This window comes from Streptomyces sp. NPDC018045, assembly GCF_044327445.1.
GTDB lineage: Bacteria > Actinomycetota > Actinomycetes > Streptomycetales > Streptomycetaceae > Streptomyces.
Window position 1 is genome coordinate 36,378 of the sequence record NZ_JBIRFL010000033.1, and the last position, 23,709, is coordinate 60,086.

The 23,709-nt window shown below is 73.9% G+C and carries 21 protein-coding genes; 15 read left to right on the top strand and 6 right to left on the bottom strand.

Going from position 1 to position 23,709, the window contains the following annotated elements:
• Positions 1 to 613: 613 nt before the first annotated feature.
• The 7 genes from ACH4EB_RS35000 to ACH4EB_RS35030 all read left to right on the top strand — a co-directional run bounded on the left by ACH4EB_RS35000 (position 614) and on the right by ACH4EB_RS35030 (position 9,095).
• Positions 614 to 2,569: a lytic murein transglycosylase gene (locus ACH4EB_RS35000; protein WP_398352368.1), complete on the top strand. Its 1,956-nt coding sequence runs from the start codon at positions 614 to 616 to the stop codon at positions 2,567 to 2,569.
• A 139-nt stretch (positions 2,570 to 2,708) separates the two neighbouring features.
• Complete coding sequence (locus ACH4EB_RS35005) at positions 2,709 to 4,550, top strand: trypsin-like serine peptidase (RefSeq protein WP_398352369.1); 1,842 nt, start codon at positions 2,709 to 2,711, stop codon at positions 4,548 to 4,550.
• Positions 4,551 to 4,801: 251 nt separating this feature from the next.
• Positions 4,802 to 5,395 carry a helix-turn-helix domain-containing protein gene (locus tag ACH4EB_RS35010; RefSeq protein ID WP_398352370.1) on the top strand — a complete coding sequence of 198 codons (594 nt, stop codon included), beginning with the start codon at positions 4,802 to 4,804 and terminating at the stop codon, positions 5,393 to 5,395.
• A 399-nt stretch (positions 5,396 to 5,794) separates the two neighbouring features.
• On the top strand, positions 5,795 to 5,989 hold the full coding sequence (locus ACH4EB_RS35015; protein WP_398352371.1) for a hypothetical protein: 195 nt from the start codon (positions 5,795 to 5,797) through the stop codon (positions 5,987 to 5,989).
• Between the two features lie 139 nt (positions 5,990 to 6,128).
• A complete protein-coding gene (locus tag ACH4EB_RS35020) occupies positions 6,129 to 7,229 on the top strand; it encodes a DUF2637 domain-containing protein (protein WP_398352372.1) in 1,101 nt (366 codons plus the stop codon).
• 618 nt (positions 7,230 to 7,847) lie between these two features.
• Positions 7,848 to 7,991, top strand: a complete 144-nt coding sequence (locus ACH4EB_RS35025; protein ID WP_398352373.1) for a tryptorubin family RiPP precursor — start codon at positions 7,848 to 7,850, stop codon at positions 7,989 to 7,991.
• Between the two features lie 48 nt (positions 7,992 to 8,039).
• Positions 8,040 to 9,095, top strand: coding sequence for a cytochrome P450 (locus ACH4EB_RS35030; protein ID WP_398352374.1), 1,056 nt, complete (start codon positions 8,040 to 8,042; stop codon positions 9,093 to 9,095).
• A 48-nt stretch (positions 9,096 to 9,143) separates the two neighbouring features.
• On the opposite strand, the gene ACH4EB_RS35035 is transcribed toward ACH4EB_RS35030, so the two are convergent.
• Positions 9,144 to 9,800 (bottom strand): hypothetical protein, encoded by a 657-nt coding sequence (locus tag ACH4EB_RS35035; protein WP_398352375.1) that lies wholly within the window; start codon positions 9,798 to 9,800, stop codon positions 9,144 to 9,146.
• Between the two features lie 145 nt (positions 9,801 to 9,945).
• Positions 9,946 to 10,188, bottom strand: a complete 243-nt coding sequence (locus ACH4EB_RS35040) for a hypothetical protein (protein ID WP_398352376.1) — start codon at positions 10,186 to 10,188, stop codon at positions 9,946 to 9,948.
• Between the two features lie 507 nt (positions 10,189 to 10,695).
• Between ACH4EB_RS35040 and ACH4EB_RS35045 the strand changes: the two genes are divergently transcribed.
• Together ACH4EB_RS35045 and ACH4EB_RS35050 are read left to right on the top strand one after the other, a co-directional pair.
• Positions 10,696 to 12,000: an aromatic acid exporter family protein gene (locus tag ACH4EB_RS35045; RefSeq protein ID WP_398352377.1), complete on the top strand. Its 1,305-nt coding sequence runs from the start codon at positions 10,696 to 10,698 to the stop codon at positions 11,998 to 12,000.
• Between the two features lie 177 nt (positions 12,001 to 12,177).
• Complete coding sequence (locus ACH4EB_RS35050; protein ID WP_398352378.1) at positions 12,178 to 13,155, top strand: iron-containing redox enzyme family protein; 978 nt, start codon at positions 12,178 to 12,180, stop codon at positions 13,153 to 13,155.
• On the opposite strand, the gene ACH4EB_RS35055 is transcribed toward ACH4EB_RS35050, so the two are convergent.
• Both ACH4EB_RS35055 and ACH4EB_RS35060 read right to left on the bottom strand, forming a co-directional pair.
• Positions 13,135 to 13,452 (bottom strand): CDGSH iron-sulfur domain-containing protein, encoded by a 318-nt coding sequence (locus ACH4EB_RS35055; protein WP_398352379.1) that lies wholly within the window; start codon positions 13,450 to 13,452, stop codon positions 13,135 to 13,137. The two genes, ACH4EB_RS35050 and ACH4EB_RS35055, sit on opposite strands and share 21 nt — an antisense overlap.
• Entirely contained in the window at positions 13,433 to 14,095 is a 663-nt protein-coding gene (locus tag ACH4EB_RS35060) for a HemK2/MTQ2 family protein methyltransferase (protein ID WP_398352380.1), read from the bottom strand. The genes ACH4EB_RS35055 and ACH4EB_RS35060 overlap by 20 nt, the downstream gene beginning before the upstream one ends.
• A 470-nt stretch (positions 14,096 to 14,565) precedes the next feature.
• On the opposite strand from ACH4EB_RS35060, the gene ACH4EB_RS35065 reads away from it, so the two are divergent.
• Positions 14,566 to 15,045 (top strand): glutamate-cysteine ligase family protein, encoded by a 480-nt coding sequence (locus ACH4EB_RS35065; RefSeq protein WP_398352381.1) that lies wholly within the window; start codon positions 14,566 to 14,568, stop codon positions 15,043 to 15,045.
• Positions 15,046 to 15,184: 139 nt separating this feature from the next.
• Here ACH4EB_RS35065 and ACH4EB_RS35070 read toward each other — a convergent pair whose 3' ends face one another.
• On the bottom strand, positions 15,185 to 15,952 hold the full coding sequence (locus ACH4EB_RS35070; RefSeq protein ID WP_398352382.1) for a 2OG-Fe dioxygenase family protein: 768 nt from the start codon (positions 15,950 to 15,952) through the stop codon (positions 15,185 to 15,187).
• A 264-nt stretch (positions 15,953 to 16,216) separates the two neighbouring features.
• Between ACH4EB_RS35070 and ACH4EB_RS35075 the strand changes: the two genes are divergently transcribed.
• A complete protein-coding gene (locus ACH4EB_RS35075) occupies positions 16,217 to 17,416 on the top strand; it encodes a glycosyltransferase (protein WP_398352383.1) in 1,200 nt (399 codons plus the stop codon).
• Between the two features lie 244 nt (positions 17,417 to 17,660).
• On the opposite strand, the gene ACH4EB_RS35080 is transcribed toward ACH4EB_RS35075, so the two are convergent.
• A complete protein-coding gene (locus tag ACH4EB_RS35080; protein ID WP_398352384.1) occupies positions 17,661 to 18,458 on the bottom strand; it encodes an ABC transporter ATP-binding protein in 798 nt (265 codons plus the stop codon).
• Between the two features lie 662 nt (positions 18,459 to 19,120).
• Here ACH4EB_RS35080 and ACH4EB_RS35085 point away from each other — a divergent pair.
• From ACH4EB_RS35085 to ACH4EB_RS35100, 4 genes are all read left to right on the top strand, one after another.
• Positions 19,121 to 19,909: a 2,3-dihydro-2,3-dihydroxybenzoate dehydrogenase gene (locus ACH4EB_RS35085; RefSeq protein ID WP_398352385.1), complete on the top strand. Its 789-nt coding sequence runs from the start codon at positions 19,121 to 19,123 to the stop codon at positions 19,907 to 19,909.
• Positions 19,910 to 20,038: 129 nt separating this feature from the next.
• Positions 20,039 to 21,244 carry an isochorismate synthase DhbC gene (dhbC, locus tag ACH4EB_RS35090; RefSeq protein ID WP_398352386.1) on the top strand — a complete coding sequence of 402 codons (1,206 nt, stop codon included), beginning with the start codon at positions 20,039 to 20,041 and terminating at the stop codon, positions 21,242 to 21,244.
• Complete coding sequence (locus ACH4EB_RS35095) at positions 21,241 to 22,914, top strand: (2,3-dihydroxybenzoyl)adenylate synthase (protein ID WP_398352387.1); 1,674 nt, start codon at positions 21,241 to 21,243, stop codon at positions 22,912 to 22,914. Before dhbC ends, ACH4EB_RS35095 begins: the two co-directional genes overlap by 4 nt.
• Positions 22,915 to 22,969: 55 nt before the next feature.
• Positions 22,970 to 23,602, top strand: coding sequence for an isochorismatase family protein (locus ACH4EB_RS35100; RefSeq protein WP_398352388.1), 633 nt, complete (start codon positions 22,970 to 22,972; stop codon positions 23,600 to 23,602).
• Positions 23,603 to 23,709 lie beyond the last annotated feature (107 nt).

The following is a 23,709-nucleotide window of genomic DNA, read 5'->3' on the forward strand; positions in this document are numbered from 1 at the left end:
CGGCCCTCGGGTAGGTATTGGCCTGGCGTGACCGGTCGATGGTTGCTGTGACCATGCACACGCGGGGTTAAGTTGTGGCCAGTCGTTAACGCGAGGTAATGTCCCTGTTCGGACGGCCTGACCCGCCGTCGACCAGCGACCGCGAAGCCCCGTGGCTCTTCAGGCTCCTGATGCCTGGCCATGGATTGATGCCCGGTCGCAAACGGGGGGGTCTTTGCCGTGTCTTCTCGCGGCGACGCCTCTCTTCTTGAGGAGATCTCCGACCAGTGATCTCCGAACAGATTTGATTGGCCATGGGGGAAGTAGTGCTTGTTCAAGGCGATGGTTGAACCATCACAAGGTTTCGTGCGCGGTGGGCCGACGGACGTCGGAACTCCTAGCAGTGCCACTGAACATGAACGGGGATAGGAATCGGCCATGACTGGCCTTTTGGAACGCACACACTTTGATGCTCCCAGCCTTGACGGCGCTCGGGAGGTAGAAGTCCTGCTGGGCCGGCTCGAGTTGGGCCGGTTTATTCCAGGCTCGATTAAGTCTTTCATGGGCCGCAACGAAAAACGGCACCATCCCCGCCGTCCCGCTCTCCCTTCGTACGCCAAGGACCTGCCCGCCCGTGAAACCGTTGTCCCCCCTGCCTGCTCTGGTCGCGCGCCGTGTGCGGCAGGGCCTGTGCGTGTGCGCGCTGGCCGCCAGCCTGACCGCCGCTGCCGCCATCAGCCCCCTGCCGCTCGGTGGGCCCGCGCGTGCCGGCGCCGATGAGGCCGGTTCCGGGCCCGGCAGCGCGCAGGCCCGGCCCCGTGGTGTGCCCGCGCTCGACCTGCCCAATCTGCTGCGCGACGGCCGGGGCAACGACCCCGTGGCCGGTGATGGCGCCGGGACGGCGAGCACCGCGGGTGTTCCCGCGACCGCGCTGGCCGCCTACCGCAAGGCCGAGGAGGCGCTGCACGGCAGTCAGCCGTCGTGCCATCTGCCGTGGGAGCTGGTGGCGGGCATCGGGCGGGTGGAGTCCGTGCACGCTTCGGGTTACGGCCTGCGTGCCGACGGTTCGACGGCCCGGCCGATCCGCGGGCCGCGGCTGGACGGTGTGCAGTTCGCGTTGATCCGGGACACCGACGGCGGCCGGTGGGACGGGGATGCCGCCTTCGACCGGGCGGTCGGTCCGACGCAGTTCATTCCGTCCACGTGGGCCAGTTGGGGCGCTGACGGCAACGGTGATGGCGTCAAGGACCCCAACAACATTTTCGATGCCGCTCTGGGGACCGCCCGTTATCTGTGTGCCGGGGACCGGGACCTGAGCCGCCCCGCCGACCTCGACCGGGCGGTGCTCAGCTACAACAACTCCCGCGCGTACGTGAAAGCCGTACGGCAGTGGATGGACACCTACCGCGGCACCAAGGTCACCGAGATCCCGGACAATACGCCCGCCACGCCGCATCGCCCGGACCCGGCGGATCGGGGGTCCCGGGCTCACGTGGCCCCCGGTCCTGGCCCGGGGGCCGGAAGGCCGGTGCCTGCTGCCGCGGGGGGTGGCCCGGCGGACCGTACGTCCGGGGGAATGGGCGGCCAGGGGGCGGACCGGCCTGGCACATCACAGCGCCCGGTGGCCGAGCCCGGCCGCGAGCCGGCTCCGAAGCCCGGCCGCGAGCCCGTCTCGAAGCCTGCCCGCAAGCCCGTTCCGGATCCGGCCCCCGAGCCCCGGCCGGCCCCGGGGCACCGTGCTGTCAGTCGCCTGGAGCGCGTCGGTGTGCAGAAGCTGGAGGCGGAAGCAGGCCGGGCTGTCGGCCGGCCTGCGCAGGTCCGTGCCGTCGATGCCCACGGCCACGCCGTGCCCGGGGTTCGGGTCACCTTCCGTGTCACGGGTCCGACCGGTGGGCACTTCTCCGGCGTCGATGAGGAGACCACGGCGTCGGTGACGTCCGGCCGCGAGGGCATCGCCACCGCCCCCGCGCTCCAGGCCGGCGGCCGCCCCGGCCGCCTCACGGTCACCGCGACCGCTGCCGGCGTACGCGGCCCGGCCGTCGTCCTGACCGTCACCGTCCGCCCGGCCGCCGAACCCGCGGCCGACGGCCTGCGCCTGTGGGACCCGGCTGCGCAAGAGCGCCTGCCCGAGCTGCTGCGGGCCGAGACCGGCAGCCGCTTCCCCGACCTCCCGCCGCTCGCGGCCACGTACCGCGCCCGGCCCGCCGCCGGCGTACGGATCAAGGCCACCGTGCTCACCGCGGACCGGGACGGCAAGCTCGTGCCCAGCACGGACGGCCCGTACGTCGCTCCCGGTACGGGCGGACCGTGCGTCGAGCCGGGTACGGGCGGCTCGCACGTCGAGCCCGGTTCGAGCGGCCCGAAAACCGAGTTCGGTACGGGCGGCCCGTACGTCGGGGACGCGCACGGCGAGCCGGTACGTACATGGACTCTGCCGCCCGCCGATGCGGACGGCCGGGTCACGCTGCCGGCCCTGTGCGCCGGCCGGCACTCCGGCACGTACACCCTCCGTCTGGCGACCCCGTCCGGGGCCGTGCTCGACTTCGTCCTGACGGTCACCTCACCCGCGAGCGGGCCCCGCACCTTCTGACGGTCCCCCCCGGCGGGCCCCGCACCTCCTGACGGTCACCTCGCCTGCGGGCGGGCCCCGCACCTCCTGACTTTTCTTCCCACCCCACATCGGATGACCGGGCCCCGGTCCGGTCACTTCTGCCCATGGATAAGTGAAAATGAGACGAATACTTCGGCTGCGGGCTGCCGCCATCGGCGCCTGTGCCTCGCTCGCCCTCGCCGCCCCGACAGCGGCCACCGCTGTCGCCGTCCCGCTGCCGAGCGGCCCGTCCGCCGCCCCCGGCACATCGGGGGACGTGCCTGCCGAGCAGGCGCGTCAGGCCAAGGAGACCGCGCGCTACTGGACGCCGGAGCGCATCCGCAGTGCCGTGCCGGTGGAAACGGCCGAGGCCGGGGCGAAGAGCGAGGGCGACCAGCCGGCCCCCGGTGTACGGCGCAAGCGGTCCGCGGAGCCGAGCCACCAGGTGGCCGAGGGCATCGCCACGGTGGGCGTGTTCCTGCTGCGCGGCCAGGACGGAACCGCCACGGCGAACCAGTTCTGCACCGCCAGCAGCGTCACCTCGCCGACCAAGAGCCTGGTGGTGACCGCCGCGCACTGCATGAAGGGCAACACCTCGCTGCGCAACGCCGCTTTCGTGCCCGGCTACCGGGCCGGGGCCACCAAGGCCGGCCAGGCCGGGGAGATGCCGTACGGCATCTTTCCCGTGCAGGACGGCAAGGTCTGGATCGACCACCGCTACCAGCAGGACCCCGCCGACGACGACGTCGACTTCGCCTTCCTGCGCGTCGGCCCCAACGCCCAGGGCCGGCTCCTGGAGGACGCCGCCGGGCCCGGCAACACCCTGACCCCCGTCGACACCGCGCGCCTGGCCCGCGAGAGCGTGACGGCCGTCGGTTATCCCGGCGGGCAGAAGACGCCGCTGTCGTGCACCGACGACACCCGCGCCTACGCGGGCCGCTTCATGGAGATCCGCTGCGACGGCTACCGGGCCGGCGTCAGCGGCGGCCCGTTCTTGGAGGACTTCGACGGCCGGCGCGGCAACCTCGTCGGTGTCATCGGCGGCTACAAGACCGGCGGCCTGTACGACCACACCTCCTACACATCCCAGTTCGACGACGACGCCACCTGGCTCTACCGGCAGGCCGTCGCCGACCTGCCGCTGGACGGCAAGTACACGATGGGCGGTGCCGGCACCTGGCAGCACGCCCGCGCGCTGACCGCCGGCCGCTTCCACAGCGCCTCGGTGCGCAAGGGCACCAGCGACCTGATCGTGCGCTGGTCGGACGGGGAGGTCTCCCTCTACCCCGGCAACGGTGCCTATGGTTTCGGCAAGGACGTGCAGTTGGCCAAGAGCGCGGAGTGGAACAAGGCCCAGGTCATGACCGCCGGTGACTTCACCGGCGACGGCACCGGCGACCTGCTGGTGCGCTGGGCGGACGGCAAGGTCACCCTGTACAAGGACGTCAACGAGACCAACAAGCTCAAGAACGCCGTCCAGCTCAAGGCACCCAACAGCACCTGGACGCAGGCGGTGGGCATGGCCGCCGGCCGCTTCGGCGGCGGCACCACCCGCAGCGACGACGTGGTGGTGCAGTGGGCCAACGGCCGCGTCACCCTCTTCACCAACGTCGACGCGGCCGGCTTCCACGCCGAAACCCGCTTGGTCGCGCCCAACACCACCTGGCCGCACGCCCGTGACCTGGCCGCCGGCGACTTCAACCCCGCCACCGGTGACCAGAACCTCTTCGTACGCTGGTCCGACGGCGAAGTGACCACCTACGACAAGGTCGGCGCCAAGAGCCTGGCCGGCGAGCACACCCTGCGCGCCGCGGAACCGGCCTGGAGCACCGTCAGCCTCGCCGCCGTCGGCGCCTTCGGCGGCGGCACCACCCGCAGCGACGACGCGGTCATCCTGTGGCCCAACGGCCGCCTCACCCTCAACGGCGACACCACCACCTCGTCCCTCGCCCGCGAACGGACCCTGGTCCCCGGGGCCTAGTTCTCCTTCCACCAGGCCGGCAGCGAGGGCCTGGAGCGGGTGCGGGCGCCCGATCCCCGGCGCGCGGGCGTCAGGGGCGTGGGGCCGTGGGGCCGTGGGGCGTGGGCGGTTGCTCACGCCCCACGCCCATGCCCACACTCACGCCCACGCCCTCGTCGGGTGGCGCCCCCGTGTGGGGCGCGGGGCGTGGGCGGGTGTCATGACCTGGGAGGTCATGGCCGGTCTTCCCGGGCGTCGGTAGGGTCGGCCGCATGGGAGTGGATCAACCACCGCGGGCCGGTGTGCTGTTGCGCGCATGGCGGCTGCGGCGCAAGCTCAGCCAACTGGAGCTGGCCCTGCGCGCCGACACCTCGTCGCGGCACCTGTCCTGCGTGGAGACCGGGCGCGCCCGGCCCAGCCAGAAGATGGTGCTGCGCCTGGCCCACCACCTGGACGTACCGCTGCGCGAGCGCAACAGCCTGCTGATCGCCGCGGGCTACGCGCCCGTCTACCGCGAACGGCCGCTGGACGGCGAGGACATGTGTGCGGTGCGCTCGGCGGTGGACATGCTGCTGGAGGGCCACGAGCCATACCCGGCGGTCGTCGTGGACCGGCTGGGGCCTCCTGGCGAACCCCGGGGAAAGGGCTGGGCGATGACGGCCGCGTCTGCGGGGTTGGCGCGGGCGCACGACTTCGCAGAGGATCTGCGGATCCGCGACGGCCGGATGCGGGGCGAAACCTTCCGCCCCCGAGGGCGACGGGTACGGCTCCGGCAACACCTTCCACACCCTCCACGTTGGCCGGCGATCTTCAGCGACTCGGGCTCGGTCGTTGCGACCGTGGTGAAGCTCGACTGCGGTGAGTGAGGTGTGGGTGGCTGCCCATCTGGGCGTACGGCACCGTTGTTCGATCCGGCGAAGAGGCACGGAACAGCAAAGAACAGCAAAGAACAGCAAAGAACAGCACGGAACGGCTAGGAACGGCACGGAACGGCCAGGAACGGCGGGGGAGAAAGCGTCAGTTCTGCCGGGGATTCTGACCCTTTGTCCGCGACTCTCCCCTTATGGTGTTGTCGCTGGTCAGTGGCGTGCCATGGGGCGGTGGCCCGATGGGGCGGCCGTACGGCGCCCGGTCTGTTCCACTCGTGCCGGTGCGACTGCTGCCGGTTCCGGCACCGAAGTACCGTTATGAGGAATTAGTTATCTTAATTCTGATTCGCCCGTATGCCGCAGTCACCCGCTGTGAGGCGCATTCGTTGACGACGTATGACTGACACGATCGTTTCCCCCACGCGGCAGCTCGGCACCTGGGAGCTGAGTTCCACCGTGCCCCGCGGCACGCCCGATGTCCGCCCCGACGTCCACCTGCTGCGCCCCGGGCAGCGCGTCCGGCTGGAGTACACCGGCGACCTGCTGGAACAACTGCTGGCCGCCCTCGACGGCATCAAGGACGACCGGTAACAGCTCCTCCGCCGCCCGCCGCCCCGCCGGGCGGCGCGTCGGCCGGCTCCTTCCCCACCGGCCACCACCGATTCCTGTGAGAGCTGTTGTGAACGACACCCCGCGGGTCCCCGTGCCTCCCGGTACCGGCCGGCACCGGTTGCCACGCCAGAGTACGGAAGAGCCCGTCGCCTTCCCCGGCGGCATTCCGTACCCGCACGACGGGCCCCTGGGCCGGGCGACGGCCGACGACGGGTGGGACGCCGCCGTTGTCGAAGAGCTGGGCCACGAGCTGGCCGAGCTGTGGGACGCCACGGAACAGCCCCCGGTGGCCGGCCGCCCGGACGCCGCGTTCCCGGCCGCGGAGCACATCTTCCCGGCCCCGGAGGGCGGCTTCCACCCGGACGGCTTCGGCCACTATCCCAACGACGGCGCCTTCCACGTCAACGACGCCGCCTTTCACGTCGACGGCGGCGGGTACCACCTCAACGACGGCTACCACCTCGGCGACGCCACCCTCCACCCTGACGACGTCGTCTACTACCCCGGGGAGGCCGCCTTCCATCCCGGGGAGGCCGTCTACCACCCGGGGGAGGCCGTCTTCAGCTCCTCCCGGGCCGTCTTCCTCCCGGACGAGCCCGCGTTCGACCAGGACGGGGCCGCGTTCGACCAGGACGGGGCCGTGTTCGGCCCGGACGGGTCCGCCTTCGTGCCGGACGAGCCGGCGTTCGGCCCGGCCGGTCCCGCCGACCTCGCCGAACGGACCGACGGCGCCCACCCGCACGCCGGCCCGGGGTCCACCGGCTGGTCCTGGAGGCGCCTGCTGAGCGCGACGTCCGTACTGATGACGGCGGCGATCGCGGTCGCCGTCGCCGCGCTGGGCGCGGTGGCCTCCTACCCGTCGCTGCGCGCCATTGCGAACGGCGTCGCACCGGCGGACATCGCGGGGCTGTGGCCACTGCTGATCTACGGCCCCTGGGTCGTGGCCACCCTGTCCATCCTGCGCGCCCGCGTCTACCGGCGCCGTACGCTGCATTCCTGGGCCGTCGTGATCTTCTTCGCCGCCGTGGCCACGCTGCTGTGCGTCGCCCGCGTACACCCCTCCCCGGCGGGCGTCGCCGTGGCGGGCCTCCCGCCGCTGACCGTGCTGCTCTGCTTCCACCAGTTCGTCCGCCAACTCGACATCGCCACCGCCCCGCCCCCCGCCGCCCGCCACGCGCAGAACAACCGGGGCCAGCACCGCCATCGGCCCACGGGGTGAGGGCCGGACCCCACGCCGCGCGGGACGGCTGCCGTTCATCGTCCAGCCGTACCTGCCGTGTCTGCCGAACCTTCCGCGCCTCCCGGGCTTCCCGCGCCTCCCGGGCCTGTTACGCGTCCCGGGCCGCCTCCGGGGCTTGCGAGAGTGACCGTATGCAGGATATTCACGGCTTTTCCGGTATGAGTGAAGTGACCGAGATGCTGCGGACCGTCCTCGCGGAGCACAAGGCCGAGCGGGCGGCCCGGGCCCTGACCCGCGAGGAGGCCGTGACCTTCGCCGACTGGTCGCGTGGTCGCGGAGCACGCCGACGACGGGGACGGGGGGCGAGGGCGAGGAAGGGGCGAGGAAGGGGGAACGGGCTGGGTCACGCGCCCTGGTCGGTCCGCCCGGTCCGCCCGGTCCGCCCGGCCCGTCCGGCCCGTCCGCCCCAGGCCGGGCCCGGACGCGAGCCGGCGGGGCCCGGTGCCCCGTGGCGTCCGGTAACCGTGGGGAATCAAACCCGTAATGCCGGGATTTTACGGTGATCCACGCCACATTGACGGGTCTTTCGTGCTCGGCTTCACTTTCCGGTGACTGCAAGTGGAAAGCCGGATTCTGTGGCGGTGGTGGATATCCGCCGTGCCGGTTCCGCCTGAGTCGGAGCACGGTTCAGTCAGTTCGCCGTCCCTCGGAGGTGCTGTCATGAAGCTGGTCAATTCCCTGAAGAAGAAGTTCAAGGGCGAGAAGAGCCTGAAGGCGTACGCCTGGTACATCTGGTACTGATCGGCACGTGACCCGGAAGTTCCCCATCCAGGCTCTCGGAGGCCGCCGATGCGTACGTACGGTACGGACCGGAGCGACCGGGTCACGGTCTTCGCGCCGCGGCTCGGCCGGTTGTTGAGCGAGCACCGCGGTGCGGACGTCTTCCGGCTGGAGGCCGGCACGGTCGGCGTCGCCGGGCCCGAACTGATCGACGCCGTGCTGCGCAGCAGACCGGCCAACGCGGCCGAGCGGCCGACCTTCAAGCCGTTGCAGGGCAGGGACATCAGCCGCCCGGAATCCTCCGCCGTCATGCGGGCCGTTTCGCAGGACGTCCGCGCGGCGCTGGGAAAGCCGGAAAACGACACCGGAAAGGCGGCCGACCTTTCCGGGGAATGGCCGCAGGCGGGGCATCTCCATCTGCGTGACCTGGTTTTCGGGTCCGATCCTTTCCGGCTCCAGGTACTGGTGGACCGCAAACTGGAATGGACACCCAAACTGACCTGGACGGTGATCGCGGCCGGCGCCGCGCTGCCGGGGTGCCCTGGTGCCGGTGCGCCGGTCTCCCGCCTGGCGGGGCTCACCGCCGCCGCGGCGGGCTACGGCGACCGGCGCCACGCCATGGGCCTGTACCGGCGGGCCGCGGCACCGGTGTGCTTCACCGTGTCCACGCTCGTCGCCAACGCGCTCTGGCTCGGCTCGCCCTTCGACGACGGCGTACCCAACCGCCACATCCTCCACGAGGCCATGCGGCTGCTGCCGCCCTCGTGGAATCTGCTGCGGGTCGCGTCGCCGGAATTCGCGGCCCTCGACGACCGGATCGGGCCGGCCGACGACGTCCTGCTGCTGCCGCTGCTCAGCCACCGCGACCCGGCCCTGTGGGACGCGCCGGACGAGTTCCGCCCCGAGCGCTGGGCGGCGCTGGACCCCGACGACCAGCCCGGTTACCTCCCCTTCGGACACGCCAACGAGCGGTGCTGGGGACGGCACATGGTCATGCCGCTCGCCGAACGGCTCCTGGACCTGGTGCGGGAACAGGGCCTCGCGGTGAGCCCGGAGCAGACCTCGGCCGAGGTGCCGCTGGCCGGACTGCTCGGGGTGTCGCGCGTGCGGGTCGTACGGCGTTGAGGGCGCGGTGCGGGCCCGGCGGGGTCCCGCCCGGTCCCGTTTGCGTCGTCAGGCCGTCGCCGTGTCCACGAGGTCGGTGACGAACTTGCGCACCCGGCCCCGGAGCACCGGTGTGACGCCGTGGATGACCTGCGCGCCGTACGCGACGGCCACCCCCGGCCCGGCGTCCGTCAGCCACCGGCTCTTGCGCGGCGTGCTCAGCCACTGCGGGGTGTCCTCGTGGACGGCGGGGCCGTGCGGCAGGCTGCGGCTGAGCGGGGTGTCCGGCTCGTACCCGTCGGCCGCGCCCAGCAGCGTGTCGGTCCAGGGCGCGGAGTCCGACGTCGTCTCGATGTAGAACCGGCCGCCTTCCGCCGCGTCCGCGATCGTCACCCCGATCCGGCCGATGCGCCGGGGCGGTGTCCGCGGGCTGCTGATGCCGTCGAGGTGGGTGGGCACGCCCTGGCCCACGGCGAGTTCGGTGTAACCCCAGTGACCGGCCTCGGCGATGGACGGCATGCTGCGCCGGATCGCGGGCAGGGCCCGCCGGGTGGCGTCGGCCAGGACCTCCTGGGCGGTCGCGGGGGCCTTGAGCACCTCGGCCTGGTGCCGGGGCCGCCAGCCGGCCGCCTCGCTGTCCATGATCTTGATCAGCCGGGAGATCTCCTCCGCGGTGAGGAATTCCTCGACCGTCTGCAGTATGAGCGTCTCGCTGATGTGGATCACTTCGCTCTCCTCGTCGAAGGTCCGGGGTACCGGTCTCGTCCTCCACGGTGCCGCCGGGGCGAGGGGGCGGGCAGGCGCAGACGGGGGCGCACACGCGCGTAGTGGCCCGCACGTGTGTGCGCCCTGCGGGCGTCTGCCCGATGGGTCACTTCCCGGTGAGCGAGGCGCCCTTCTCCATGTTGAGCGGCCGGGCGGCGATTTCGACGAGGCCCAGGACCGCCTTGACGTTGGACTCGCTCAGCGGAATGCGCAGGAGCCGGACGACCTCGGACTCGGTGAGGGCGGAGACCGACGGACTCGACGCCGGGTTCGCGGCGGCGGGCTGTGTGGCCAGGGTGGCCGCGCCGGCCGCGGCGAGCGCTGTGACGACTGCGGAACGGATACGCATCAGGGTGAGGACTTCCACGGTGCTCGGGGGTGGAGGGGGCGAGGGCGGGGGAGCGGTACGGGGACGCGGACGAGGCGCACACCCAGTCAAGGCGGACACCCCGGCTTTCGAAGCGCCACGGTCCGTACGACCACCCCTACGGGTGCCCGGGATCACCCGTGCGGCAGACGGACCGGCAGAGGCGTTCGAAGGCGGCGCGGCGGTCGCCGTCCTCGCGCTGTGGCGTGCGTCCGGGCCGCGCGTCCGGGCATGTGTCCGGGCACGCGCCCGGCCTCCGGCGGCGCCGTACGGAGACGCCGTCCACGGCCTCCGCGCCACCGACCACCCCTCCGCGCCACCGAGCACCCCTCCGACCACACCCTCCGCGCCATCGACCGCACCCTGCGCCGGGTGGCCCCCGCGCCGCGCCGCCGGGACTGGCGCGGTCGATCATGGGTACCCAGCGCGCCGGGCCACCGATGACCGCGGGGGACCCGACCCGCACAGGAGTGAGCCCGGGAGGCGGAGTTGGCGGAGGCGAGGCGCACGGCCGGGTGGCGGCGGGTGTGGTGGGAGGCGACCGCGGTCGGCCGCACGGTGCGCGCCGCGCTGCGGGGGGCGGGGCCGGAGCGGGACACCGTCGTCCAGTCGCTGAAAGCGGCCGGCGCCGCGGTCGCGGCCTGGGCGCTGACGGGCTGGTGGCTGAACGCGCCGCTGGCCCTGATGGCCCCCTGGACGGCGCTGGCGCTGGTCGACGCCACCGTCTACCGCTCGCTGCGGTCCGGGCTCCAGCAGCTCGTGGTGATCGTGCTGGGCGCCCTGCTGGCCTCCGCGGCGATGGCCGCGACCGACGGCAGCACGCTGGGCGCCATGCTGATCGTGCTGCCGGTGACGACGCTGGCCGGCACCCACCGCAGACTGGGCGCCCAGGGCATCTACGGCGCGACCACCGCCCTGTTCGTCATCACCTACGGCGCCTACTCGCTGACCGAGGTCGGACACCGGCTCGTCGAGACCATGATCGGGGCGGTCATCGGCATCGCCGTGAACGCGCTGGTCCTCCCGCCGGTGCACCTGCGCAACGTGCACGACCAACTGCGGCGGCTGCCCCGGGAGAGCGCCGAACTGCTGCGGACCATGGCCCAGGGCCTGCGCGGCGAGGAATGGAGCGCCACGGACGCGGCCGGCTGGAACGACCGCGCGCGCCGCCTCGGCCAGGTGCTGCGGGCCCTGGCCAGCGCCCGTGAATGGAACGCCGAGAGCTCTCGCTTCAACCCCGGCTTCCGGCTGCGCCGTACCGGGCCGCCCCCACCGCCGCCCGAGAAGGCCGACGCCGTGTGGGAACGGGCCGTCGCCCATCTCGCGGCCATCACCCGCACCCTGGCCGGCACGGCGGGGGAGCAGGCCCGCCTGACCGCGCCCGGCGCCGCGTTCCTGCGGCGGTACGCGGACCTCGCGGACGAGGCGGCGACGCTGTGCCAGGCCGAGGAGGACCTGATCGCGGACAGTGTGCGGGAGGAGGCGGAGGAGCGCTACCGCCGGGCCCGGGAGCGGGCGCAGGAGCTGTACGACGGGCTCGCGGACGCTTTCCGGGAGCAGCACGACCCGCCGGCGGCCGCGGCCAGCGGCGAACTGCTCGTGGAGATGAAGCAGCTCCTGCACGAGCTGACCCACTTCGCCGAGCCGGACGTGCCGGAGGGCGTCCGGAAGCCGGAGCAGCCGGGACGGAAGCAGGGCCGCCCGTGGCGGCCGGGCAGGCCGGCGAGGCCACGGACCCCGGACCGCTCCCCGGACCGCGCCGACGCCCCCGCCCGGCCCTCGGACCTCCGGTGACCGCCCCCGCCCGGCCCACGGAACCGTCGGACCCGGCCCGCCCGCCCCTCGGACCCCGGCTGCCCCGGCCCATCCGGCCGCGTACGGCCAGGCCACCGCGTTTCCCCCGGGGCGCCGCGGGCACCCGTGGGCCACACGGCACACCGTGCCCGTACGGGTGAAGGGAAGGACCGCGACGTGAAACGCCCCCCGGCCCGCGGAGAGCTGTCAGCGGCGGTCGGGTCCGCGCTGGAGCGGCCGCCCGGCACCGCGCACCTGCCGGACAGCCGTACGGTGGCGGCGTCGGACCCGTACGGCGACGACCTGCACCTCGCCCTGGCCCTCTGCTACGAGCTGCACTACCGGGGCTTCGACGCGGTGGCCGACACCTGGGAGTGGGACCCGGAGCTGCTGCGCTTCCGGGCCGCCCTGGAGCACGCCTTCCTCGGCGCGCTGCGCGCCGACGTCCCCGGGCCGGACGACGTGGACACGCTGCTGGACGGCCTGCTGGTGGAGCCGGCGGACGGTGACGGCGTCTCGCACTTCCTGTGCGACAAGGGCGAGCCCTGGCATCTGCGCGAGTACGCGGCCCAGCGGTCCCTGTACCACCTCAAGGAGGCCGACCCGCACCTGTGGGTGGTGCCGCGCCTGTGGGGCCAGGCGAAGGCCGGGATGATGGCGGTGGAGTACGACGAGTTCGGGGCGGGCCGCGCCGACCGGGTGCACTCCCGGCTCTTCGCCGACCTGATGGACGACCTCGGCCTGGACAGCGCGTACGGCCGCTACCTGGGCGCCTGCTCGCGGCAGATGCTCGCCGTCAACAACCTGATGTCGCTCTTCGGGCTGCACCGCGCGCACCGCGGCGCCCTGGTCGGCCACTTCGCCTGGGTGGAGGTCACCTCGTCCCCCGGCTCGCGCCGCCTCGCGCAGGCGCTGGAGCGGCTGGAGGCCGGGCGGGCGGCCGTGCACTTCTACGCCGAGCACGTCGAGGCGGACGCCGTGCACGAACAGGTGGTGCGCCACCAGATCGTGACGGGGCTGCTGCGGGAGGAGCCCGCGCTCGCCCCGGACGTCGCGTTCGGCATCGCGGCCACCGAGCTGCTGGAGGACCGGCTGGGCGAGCACCTGCTCAGCGCCTGGCGGGCGGGCGAGTCCTCACTGTTCGCCCCGCTGTGACGCGCCGCCCCGCCGCGGGGCCGCGCCCTGGACCGTACGCGCTGCCGGGGGCCGCTTGCGGCCGCGGTGACTGGTGTCGCACCACGGGAAGCTCCGGCTGCGGCGGCACATGCACAGCGCCACGAACGGCCGGTCCGAACGCGCCGTGGTCCCGTCGTCCAGCTCCACCTCGACCGGGCCCTCGATGAGCACCGGGCCCCCGGGATCCTGGACCACCCGGCGCGCCTCCTTACGGACGGGGCGTACGGGCTCCTCGCGCTCCGGTACGTCCTCCCGCTCACGCGGCTCGCTGCGCACGGACCACCACCAGCTCTTCCTTGTCCTGGCCCGGGTCGATCAGCCCCTGGGCCTCCAGCCACGGGGCACGCCGGCGCATCACGGGCCCGAAAGGGATGAACCGCCGGTCGGTGACCGCGGTCCGGAGCCCGGCGTCCGTCAGCAGTTCCACGGTCCGGCCGGGGTCGCAGAGCTGCGAATGGACGAGCAGCAGCACACCGTCCGGTGCCAGCAGCCCGGGCACCTGCGCACACAGCCGGTCCAGTACGGCCCGGCCGTCCGGCCCGGCGTCCCACGCCCGTGCCCGGCCGCCGCGCGGCAGCACGGGCGCCGGGCAGGGCACGTACGGCGGGTTCGCCATGACCAGGTCGAAGCGGCGGCCGGACACCGGGCGCAGCAGGTCCCCCCGGTGCGCGCGCACCCGGCCGCCGTACCCGGCGAACCAGGCGTTCAGCCGCGTGGTGAGGACGGCGGCGAACGCGGCGTCCGTCGCGGTGACCCGCCCGGCGCCGTGCCGGGCCGCGGCGACCGCCAGGGCACCGCTGCCCGCGCCCACGTCCAGCACCTCCGCGCCGGACCGCAGCGTCTCTCGCCGGAGGGCCGCGGCCAGCATCGCGGTGTCTTCCTGGGGCGCGTACACGCCGGGCGGTTTGATGAAGAACACGCGCCACGGGTACCCCGGATACCTCGTTCATCCCACGACGGGCGGATATCGCCGTTCGCGCGGTGCACGGACCCCGTGCGCACCCCGGGGCCCCGCGCGCGCCGCGCGCCGCGACAGGGCCACCGTGACGGCCGATGCTGCGGAAGTGAGCAGTCCACAGCGTCCCGGGCCGCCTCCGGCGGAGCCGGGGCAGGCGCCCACCCTCGGCGTGGAGGAGGAGTTCTTCCTCGTCCCGCCCGGCAGCGGCGCTCTCGTACCGGCGGGCGACCGCGTCGTCGCCCGGGCCGCGCGGACGGCCGGTGACCTCGTCTCCGGTGCATTCGACCGGTGCCAGATCGAGGTGAAGACGCCACCGTGCGCGGGCGCCGGCGACCTGCGCCGGGAGCTGGCCGCGGTACGGACGGCCGCCGCCGGTGCCGCGGTCGCCGAGGGCGTACGGATCTGCGCGTCGGCCCTGGCTGCCCCTGCTGATGGCGCTGAGCGCCAACTCGCCGTTCGCGGATGGCCGCGACACCGGGTACGCGAGCTGGCGCACCGTCGTCCGGGGCCGTTTCCCGGCGCTCGGCCCGCAGCCGTACGTCACCTCCCTCCACGACTACCGGCAGCTCACCCGGGCCCTGCACGCCTCCGAGGCGATGCTCGACGCCGACGTACCGTTCCGGGACGTACGGCCCAATCCGCGCCACCCGACCCTGGAAGTCCGGGTCATGGACGTGCCCGCCGACGCCGAGGACACCGTCGCCCTCGCGGGACCGGTCAGGGCGCTGGTGGCGCGGTCGGTCGAGCTGGTGCGCGACGGCGACCGCGGCCCGCGGGTGTGCGGCGAGCTGGTCCGGGCGGCCTGCTGGCGCGCGGCGCGCGACGGCCGGCCGGGCGACGGTGTGGACGACCTCACGGAGCTGACCGCGGGCGCCCCGGAACGCCCGGCGGTCGCGGTCACGCATCCGTGAGACGTCAGGCGTCACCCATCGGGTCGGGGCACGTCGGTTCGGGTCGTTCGGCGGTGGGGAACGGCGCCCCGGTGGGCGACAGGCGATGCTGGGGAACGGCGCCCCGGTGGGTGCCTGCCGCGGTGGGGAACGGCACTCCTCACGCGGCCGTGAGGGTGGTCACCAGCACGTCGCGGTAGGCGGGACGCGAGCGGTCCATCGGCCGGATCGGGGAGACGCAGTGCAGCGAGTCCCGGTCGTCCGACAGCAGCAGGCTGCCCGGCCGGTACAGGGTGGTGGACAGCAACTCCCGCCCGTCGTGGGTGTAGACGCTGCTCTGGCCGCCGGTGGCGTTGTCGCGGTTGACGAGCAGGGAGGACACCAGCGTGACGCCGTCCTTGTGGCGGCCCTCCGGGGTGGGGTCGCCCGCGTCGTCGGCCGTCGCCACGACCCGGAAGGGATGCACCTTGACGATCCACCGTCCGGCGTCGTCCAGAGCGGCCGCCGCCTGCCCCAGCAGGGTGAACAGCGGCTTCAGGAGCGGGTCGGAGACGAACGCGTCGGTCAGCGGATCGAAGTGCCGGTCCACCGTCTCGTACAGCGGGTTGGTGTCCTTCGGCTGCACGAACGGAGTGTGGGGAAGCTGGACGAGTTCCCCGGTGGCCGGGGTGAGGGAGAACTGGCCGTACCGACGCAGCCTGCGGGTGCCCTGCTCGGCCGCGTACCGGTCCTCGCCCAGCTCGTCCCAGTGCGCGGCGAAGCGCGCCCACGCCTCGTCGTCCGCGCCCATCTGCGCCCGGACCGCGGCCGGGGACATCAGACAGACGGCTGAGTGGGTCAGGCACGAGCGCGCGGCCTCGACCGGGGAGTCCGCCCCGGCCGCACCGCCGCTGCCGGACGGCGCCGAGCGGTCGTCGATGTGCTCCACGTCGGTTGTCCGCCTTCCTGCCGGGCGTGCGCCGCAGCGCCTGCGTGATCCCATCGTGTGGCGGCCGGCCGCTGATCGCATCTTGCGCGCACCCGGCCCGTGGTGCGGGAACGCCGCGGTGGATCATGGCCCCGGCATTGCCCACCCGGCGGCCTGTTCATGCCGGATGACTCAATGTCGCCGTATGCCGTCACCTTTCTTTGACACACGTTTTCGGGGCTTCCTACGGTGATCGCACCGCCCCCGCCCGGAGAAGAGGAACCCATGCGCGTCCTGTGCACCGCGACCGGCTCACCGTCGCACGGCAGAGCCCTGCTGCCCCTGGCCCGCGCCCTGGCCGGGGCCGGCCACCACGTCACGGTGGCCACGACGTCCGACGTGGCGCCCGTCTTCGCCGCGGACGCCGTCCAGGTGGAGGCCTGTCTGCCACGGATCGACTTCGCGTCGGGCTGGCAGCAGGACGTCGACGAGGCGCAGGGCGCGGACGCCGCTTCCGACGAGGACGTGCACCTGCGGATCCTGGTCGACCGGCTCGCCGGCGACATGGCCGTCCAGGGCCATGACATCCTGGCCGAACTCGCGCGCACCGTACGCCCGGACGTCATCATCCGGGACGGCATGGACTTCGGCGCGTGCCTGCTCGCCGAGCGGCTCGGCATCCCGCAGTTGCCCATCCCCGCGGGCACGGTCAACGTGCTCGACCCGGCGGTCCTGCTGCCGGGGCTGAACAGGCTGCGCGAGCGGCTGGGCCTGCCCGTGCAGAAGTCGCCCGGCTCGCTCTACCCGCACGGCCGCTTCGACTACCTGCCCGCCGCGTACTCCTTCGCCCAGTTCCCGGCCACGGTCCTGGCCTACCGCCAGTCCACCGTCGTCGACCGCACCGCCGGGCTGCCCGGCTGGGTGGCCGAACTGCCCACCGACCGGCCGCTGGTGTTCGCCGCGGTGGGCACCGCACTGCCGATGTTCCACGAGGTGCTGCCCGAGGGCACGCCGCTGCCGGCGGGGATGACCGACCCGGCCGAGCAACTGGCCACGATCGTCGCGGGCCTGTCCCGACTGGACTGCACGGCCGTGGTGGCGACCGGCGGCATCGAGCCGGCCGGCGTGGAGCCCGCCGCGCACGTCCGCCTGACGGATCGTCTCGCCCAGCCGCTGCTGCTGGAGTGCGCCGACCTGTTCGTCACCCATGGCGGCTACAACAGCGTCCGGGAAGCGGTGCGCACGGGCACGCCCATGGCGGTGCTCCCGAACTTCGGCGACCAGCCTTCCAACGCCCGGCGGGTGCAGGAGCTGGGCCTCGGACGGCATCTGACCGACACCGCGCCGGAGGCGGTGGCCGCCGTCTGCCGGGAGATCCTGGACGACCGCGGCATCGCCGCCCGCATCCGGCAGGCGCAGCGCGCCAGCCTCGCCCTGCCGGACGTCGGACAGGTCGTGGACGACCTGGAGAAGATCATCGCCTGAGGCGCAACCGGCCGGGGGACGGGCCTGAAGTGGCACCGGCCGAGGGCCGGGCCTGAGGCGCAACCGGCCGGGGGCCGGCGGGTCCGTCACCGGGCGGGCGCGTCGTGTCCCCGGCCGCGCACCTTCAGGCGCGCTGCTCGGGCGCCGTGCCGTCGCGGCCGTACGGCTCGGCCGACGCACCGCCCCGGCCGTGCGGACGGCGGGTACGTCCCCGGGGCCGGGCGCGTTCCCGGGGACGGGCGCTTCAGGACCGTACGGGCTCCGCGGCCGCGCGGGCCGTCGGGACGACCACCGGGGAGCCGTCGGACGGCGCGGCGAGGATCTCCGCGTCGACGCCGTACAGCTCCTTCACGAGCGCCGCGTCGATGATCTCGCGCGGCGGGCCCGCGGCGACCACGCGGCCCGCCCGCATGGCGATGACCGTGTCGGCGTACCGGGCCGCCGCCGCGAGATCGTGGACGACCATGACGATGGTCCGCCCGGCCGCCGCGACCTCGCGGACCAGGTCCAGCACCTCCACGGCGTGGCCGATGTCGAGGGCGCTGGTGGGTTCGTCGAGCAGGACGACCGGGGTCTCCTGGGCCAGGGCCATGGCCAGCCAGCAGCGCTGGCGCTGGCCGCCGGAGAGCTGGTCGAGGCGGCGGTCGGCCAGGCCGGTGGTGCCGGTCGCCTCCAGGGCGCGCGTCACGGCCCGTTCGTCCTCGGGGGACCACTGGCGGAACAGGCCCTGGTGCGGGTGGCGTCCGTACCGGACGAGGCCCGCCACGGTGACCGCTTCGGGCGCCTGCGGGGACTGGGGGAGCAGTGCGATGCGGTGGGCCGCCGCCCGCTGCTTGAGCTGCCACACGTCGGCGTCGCCCGCGAACACCCGGCCCGACGCGGGCTCGTGCAGACGGGCCATGCAGCGCAGCAGCGTGGACTTGCCGCAGCCGTTGGGACCGACCACCGCCACCACCGTGCCCGACGCGACCGTCAGGTCCACCCCGTCGACGACCGGGTGGCCGGCGTATCCGGCGGTGAGCTGCTCGACGCGGAGTTCCACTGATGCCGGCCTTTCCCCGGGGGCGAGAGGTCACACCTCTTGCCGCTTTGTCATAAGGTAAGGCTAACCTTAAAGCCAATCGGCGGAAGTGCGACTGCCGCCCCGCCTTGCCCGGCGTGCGCTTCTCGGCGGCCGACTCGGTCATGACCGCCCCCCCCGCACCCCCCCGTGGCCCGTGATGAGCGGCATCGGATCGCCGGCGACGATCGCCCGCGAACGCGCTGCCACGGTGAGCACAGCCGCTGTCCGGACCCGTCAGCGTGCCGCCCGCGACGACACCCGGCGAGGCCTCGGCGATGACGCCGGGCGGACCGGTCCCGGCGAGTGGGTTACGGATGACGGCCCGGAGCGGGCAACCGGCTGCCCCGAGGCGAGCGCGACGGTCCGGCGTGGGGTGGCCGCCCCGGCGCCCGTGCCGGGCCACGCGGAGGCAAAGTGCGGGTCATGAGCAGGGGGCCGGGCACCCTTTCGCGCCACCGCGTCCGGCAACGTGCCGCCCTCGGCTCCGTGTTCGCGGGACCCGGCGGCTATGCTCGCACGCTGGTTTTGCATAAGGTGAGGCTAGCCTAACCATTTGCCCTGGGTGCGCGCGGAATGCCGGAGTGGCTGGGCACCTGTCCTATATTAGGTTAGGCTTGCCTAACAAAATGGGGAGGTTGCTCATGCCTGAGCACATACCGGGCCGCGCCGAATTCACCGGGCGCATCGCGCTGGTGACCGGCGCCGGGCAGGGCATCGGCGCCGCGGTCGCCGCGGCCCTGGCGCGACAGGGCGCCCACGTCGTGGCCACCGACCGCACCGCACCCGCGGCCCCGCCGCCCGAAGGCGGCACCGCGGGACCGGTCACCACCGAGGCCATGGACGTCACCGACCGCACCGCGGTGGACGCCACCGTCGAACGCGTCGAACGCGAACTGGGCCCGATCGCCGTCCTGGTGAACGTGGCCGGCGTCCTGCGCCCCGGCGCCGCCGCCGAGCTCTCCGACGCCGACTGGGCCGACACCTTCGCCGTGAACACCACCGGCGTCTTCCACACCTCCCGCGCCGTCGCCCCGCACATGGCCACACGCGGCTCCGGAAGCATCGTCACCGTCGGCTCCAACGCCGCGGGGATCCCCCGTACCGGAATGGCCGCGTACGCCGCCTCCAAGGCCGCGGCGGCCATGTACACCAAGTGCCTGGGGCTCGAACTCGCCCGCAGCGGCGTGCGCTGCAACATCGTCGCGCCCGGCTCCACCGACACCGCCATGCAACGCGCGCTGTGGACCGACGACGACGCACCCCGCCGCGTGATCGCCGGCGACCCGCAGACGTACCGCACCGGCATCCCCCTCGGCCGGATCGCCGACCCCTCCGACATCGCGGACGCGGTCGTCTTCCTCGCCTCCGACCGCGCCCGGCACATCACGATGCAGGAGCTGTACGTCGACGGCGGCGCCACCCTGCGGTGACCCGCGCCGCGCCCCGCCGCCCACCGGCCGCCGGGAGCGCCCGCCCCGCACGACCGCTCACCCCCTCCGCACCACCACCCGTACCAGCCAGCCCCGGAACCTCGCAGCCTTCCGAGAATTGGAGCTCCCGTGCCGACGGCACCCGAAGTCGCCACGCACGTCCCCCTCGCCGAGCCGGCCCACCCCGCCGTAGGAGCGGCGACCTCGCTCCTGGGCGCCTACACCCCCGGCGCCCGCTTCCTCGGCACCCCCACGCGCACCCTCCTCGCGCAGGGCACCCACAGCGAAGTCCCGCACGACGAACGCCCCCTGCCGCAGCGGGTCGCCGCCACCCTCGACGCCGCGCGGGCCGCCGGACACGGCGCGCCCCTGGTCGTCGGCGCCGTGCCCTTCGACCAGACGGCCCCCGCCGCGCTCACCGTGCCCGCCACCGCGCGGACCGCGCCGCCGCTCACCGCCGACCCGCTGATCGCGCTGCCCGCCGACCCGCCCGCCGCGGCCCGGTGGGACATCAGACCCGTACCGGCCCCCGAGGAGTACGGCGCCGGCGTGGCCGCCGCGGTCGAGCGCATGTGGCGCGGCGAGTTCAGCAAGGTCGTCCTCGCCCGCACCCTCGAACTGACCACCCCCGAAGCGCTCGACATCCCCGCGATGCTCCAGCGCCTGGCCCGCCGCGACCCCTCCGGCTACACCTTCGCGCTGCCCACCGCGCCCGGCCGCACCCTTCTGGGCGCCAGCCCCGAACTGCTCGTCTCGCGCCGTGGCCACCGGGTCGTCGCCAACCCCCTGGCCGGCTCCACGCCGCGCAGCGACGACCTGGCCGAGGACGTCCGCCGGGCCGCCGCCCTGCTGGAGTCCGCCAAGGACCTGCACGAGCACGCCGTCGTCGTGGACGCCGTCCACCGGGCCCTCGCCCCGTACTGCGCCGACCTCGACGTCCCCGGCCGGCCCACCCTGCTGCGCACCGCCACCATGTGGCACCTGTCCACCACCGTCACCGGCACCCTCGCCGCACCGGAGACCTCCGCGCTGGAACTGGCCTGCGCCCTGCACCCCACCCCGGCGGTCTGCGGCACCCCCACCGACACCGCCCGCCAGGTGATAGCCGACACCGAACCGTTCGACCGCGGCTTCTTCACCGGCATGGTCGGCTGGGGCGACGCGTCCGGCGACGGCGAGTGGGTGGTGACCATCCGCTGCGCCGAGGCCGAGGAGCGCGCCCTGCGCCTGTACGCCGGAGCGGGCGTCGTGGCCGCCTCCGAGCCCGCCGCCGAGACCGCCGAGACCGGCGCCAAGTTCCGTACCTTCCTGAGCGCCGTCGGAGCCGAGCTGTGACCGATCAGTACGCCTACGTCCACTCCCAGGCGCCGACCTGGCCCGCGGAGTTCGCCGAGCGCTACCGCGCCGCGGGCTGGTGGCGCGGCGAGACCTTCGGGCGGATGCTGCGCGAGCGGGCCGCCGCCCACCCGGACCGGATCGCCGTCGTCGATCCGGCCGGCGAGGGCCGCCGCTGGACGTACGCGGAACTCGACCGTCGCGCCACCCGGCTCGCCGCCGGCTTCCACGCACGCGGCATCGTCCGGGGTGACCGGGTCGTCGTCCAGCTCCCGAACGTCGCCGAGTTCTTCGAGGTCGTCTTCGCGCTCTTCCGCCTCGGCGCCCTCCCCGTCTTCGCGCTGCCCGCGCACCGCGAGACCGAGATCCGCTACTTCTGCGAGTTCACCGAGGCCGCCGCCTACGTCATCGCCGCCGAACACGGCGGCTACGACTACCGCGCGCTGGCCGCGACCGTACGGGACCAGGCGCCGGGCCTGCGGCACGTCTTCGTCACCGGCGGCGACCCGGGCGCCTTCGAGGCGCTCTCCGACGTACCCGCCGACGTATCCGCCGACCTGCCCGCGGGCGCGGCGCCCTGGGACGAGCCAGCCCCGGACGACCTCGCCTTCCTCCAGCTCTCCGGCGGCAGCACCGGCGTCCCCAAGCTCATCCCGCGCACCCACGACGACTACATCTACTCGCTGTGGGGCTCCAACGAACTGTGCGGCGTCGACGAGCACAGCGTCTACCTGTGCGCGCTGCCCGCCGCCCACAACTTCCCGCTCTCCTCGCCCGGTTCGCTCGGCGCCCTGTATGCGGGCGCCCGCGTCGTGCTGTGCCCGCAGCCCACCCCCGACGTGGCCTTCCCGCTCATCGAACGCGAACGCGTCACCCTCACCGGCCTCGTCCCGCCGCTCGCACTCGTCTGGACGGAGGCCGCGCCGGCCACCTCGTACGACCTGAGCAGCCTCGACGTCCTGCTGGTGGGTGGCGCCAAGTTCAGCGAGGAGGCCGCCCGGCGGGTGCGGCCCGCGCTCGGCTGCACCCTCCAGCAGGTGTTCGGCATGGCCGAGGGTCTGGTGAACTACACCCGGCTGGACGACCCCGAGGAGATCATCGTCACCACCCAGGGGCGGCCCATCTCCCCGGACGACGAGATCCGCGTCGTGGACGACGAGGACAACGACCTGCCCGTGGGGGAGACCGGCCACCTGCTCACCCGCGGCCCGTACACCATCCGCGGCTACTGGAAGGCGCCCGAGCACAACGCCCGCTCCTTCACCGCGGACGGCTTCTACCGCACCGGCGACGTCGTCCGGCTCACCCCCACCGGCCACCTCGTCGTCGAGGGCCGCGCCAAGGACCAGATCAACCGGGGCGGTGAGAAGATCGCCGCCGAGGAGGTGGAGAACCACCTGCTCGCCCACCCCGCGGTCCACGACGCCAACGTGGTCGCCGAGCCCGACCCGTACCTGGGCGAACGCACCCTCGCCTACGTGATCCTGCGCTCCGGCGCCGAGCGGCCGACGCCCGTCGCCGTCAAGAAGTTCGTCCGGGCCCGTGGCCTGGCCGCCTACAAGGTGCCCGACCGCGTGGTGTTCGTGGACGCCTTCCCGCAGACCGGCGTCGGCAAGATCTCCAAGAAGGACCTCAGGTCCGCCGCCACCGGCGCCGCCGAAAAGTCCTGAGCGCCGAAACCGCCCCGCCCCACCCCGACCCGTCCTGAAGGGACCCCACCGCACCATGGCCCTGCCCGCCATCGCCCCCTACCCCATGCCGTCCGCCGGCGACCTGCCCGCGAACCGCGTGGACTGGAAGGCCGACCCGTCGCGCGCCGTCCTGCTCGTCCACGACCTGCAGAACTACTTCCTGTCGGCCTACGAGACCGGGGCGTCCCCCGTCACCGACCTGCTGCGCAACGTGGCGGCACTGAAGGAGGAGGCCGCCCGGCTCGGCATCCCGGTCCTCTACACCGCGCAGCCCGGCGGCCAGACCCCCGCCGAACGCGGCCTGCAGCAGGACTTCTGGGGCCCGGGCCTGCCCGCCGACGAGCACGCGGCGGCCATCGCCGACGCGGTCGCCCCCGGGCCGGACGACACCGTGCTGACCAAGTGGAAGTACAGCGGCTTCGTCCGCACCGACCTGGAGCAGCGGCTGCGCGACCTCGGCCGCGACCAGCTCGTCATCACCGGCGTCTACGCCCACATCGGCGTGCTGATGACCGCCTGCGACGCGTGGATGCGCGACCTCCAGGCGTTCCTCGTCGCCGACGCGGTGGCCGACTTCTCCGCGGACGACCACGCGACGGCACTGCGCTGGGCGGCCGGCAAGTGCGCCGTGGTCACCACCACCGCCACCGTCTTCGCGGGGAAGTGACCACCGGCGGGGGGGGGGGGGGGGCCCCCCCCCCCCCCCCCCCCCCCCGCGGGCCCCCCCCCCCCCCAGCCCCCCCCCCCCCCCCCCCCCCCGGGGGGCCCCCCCCC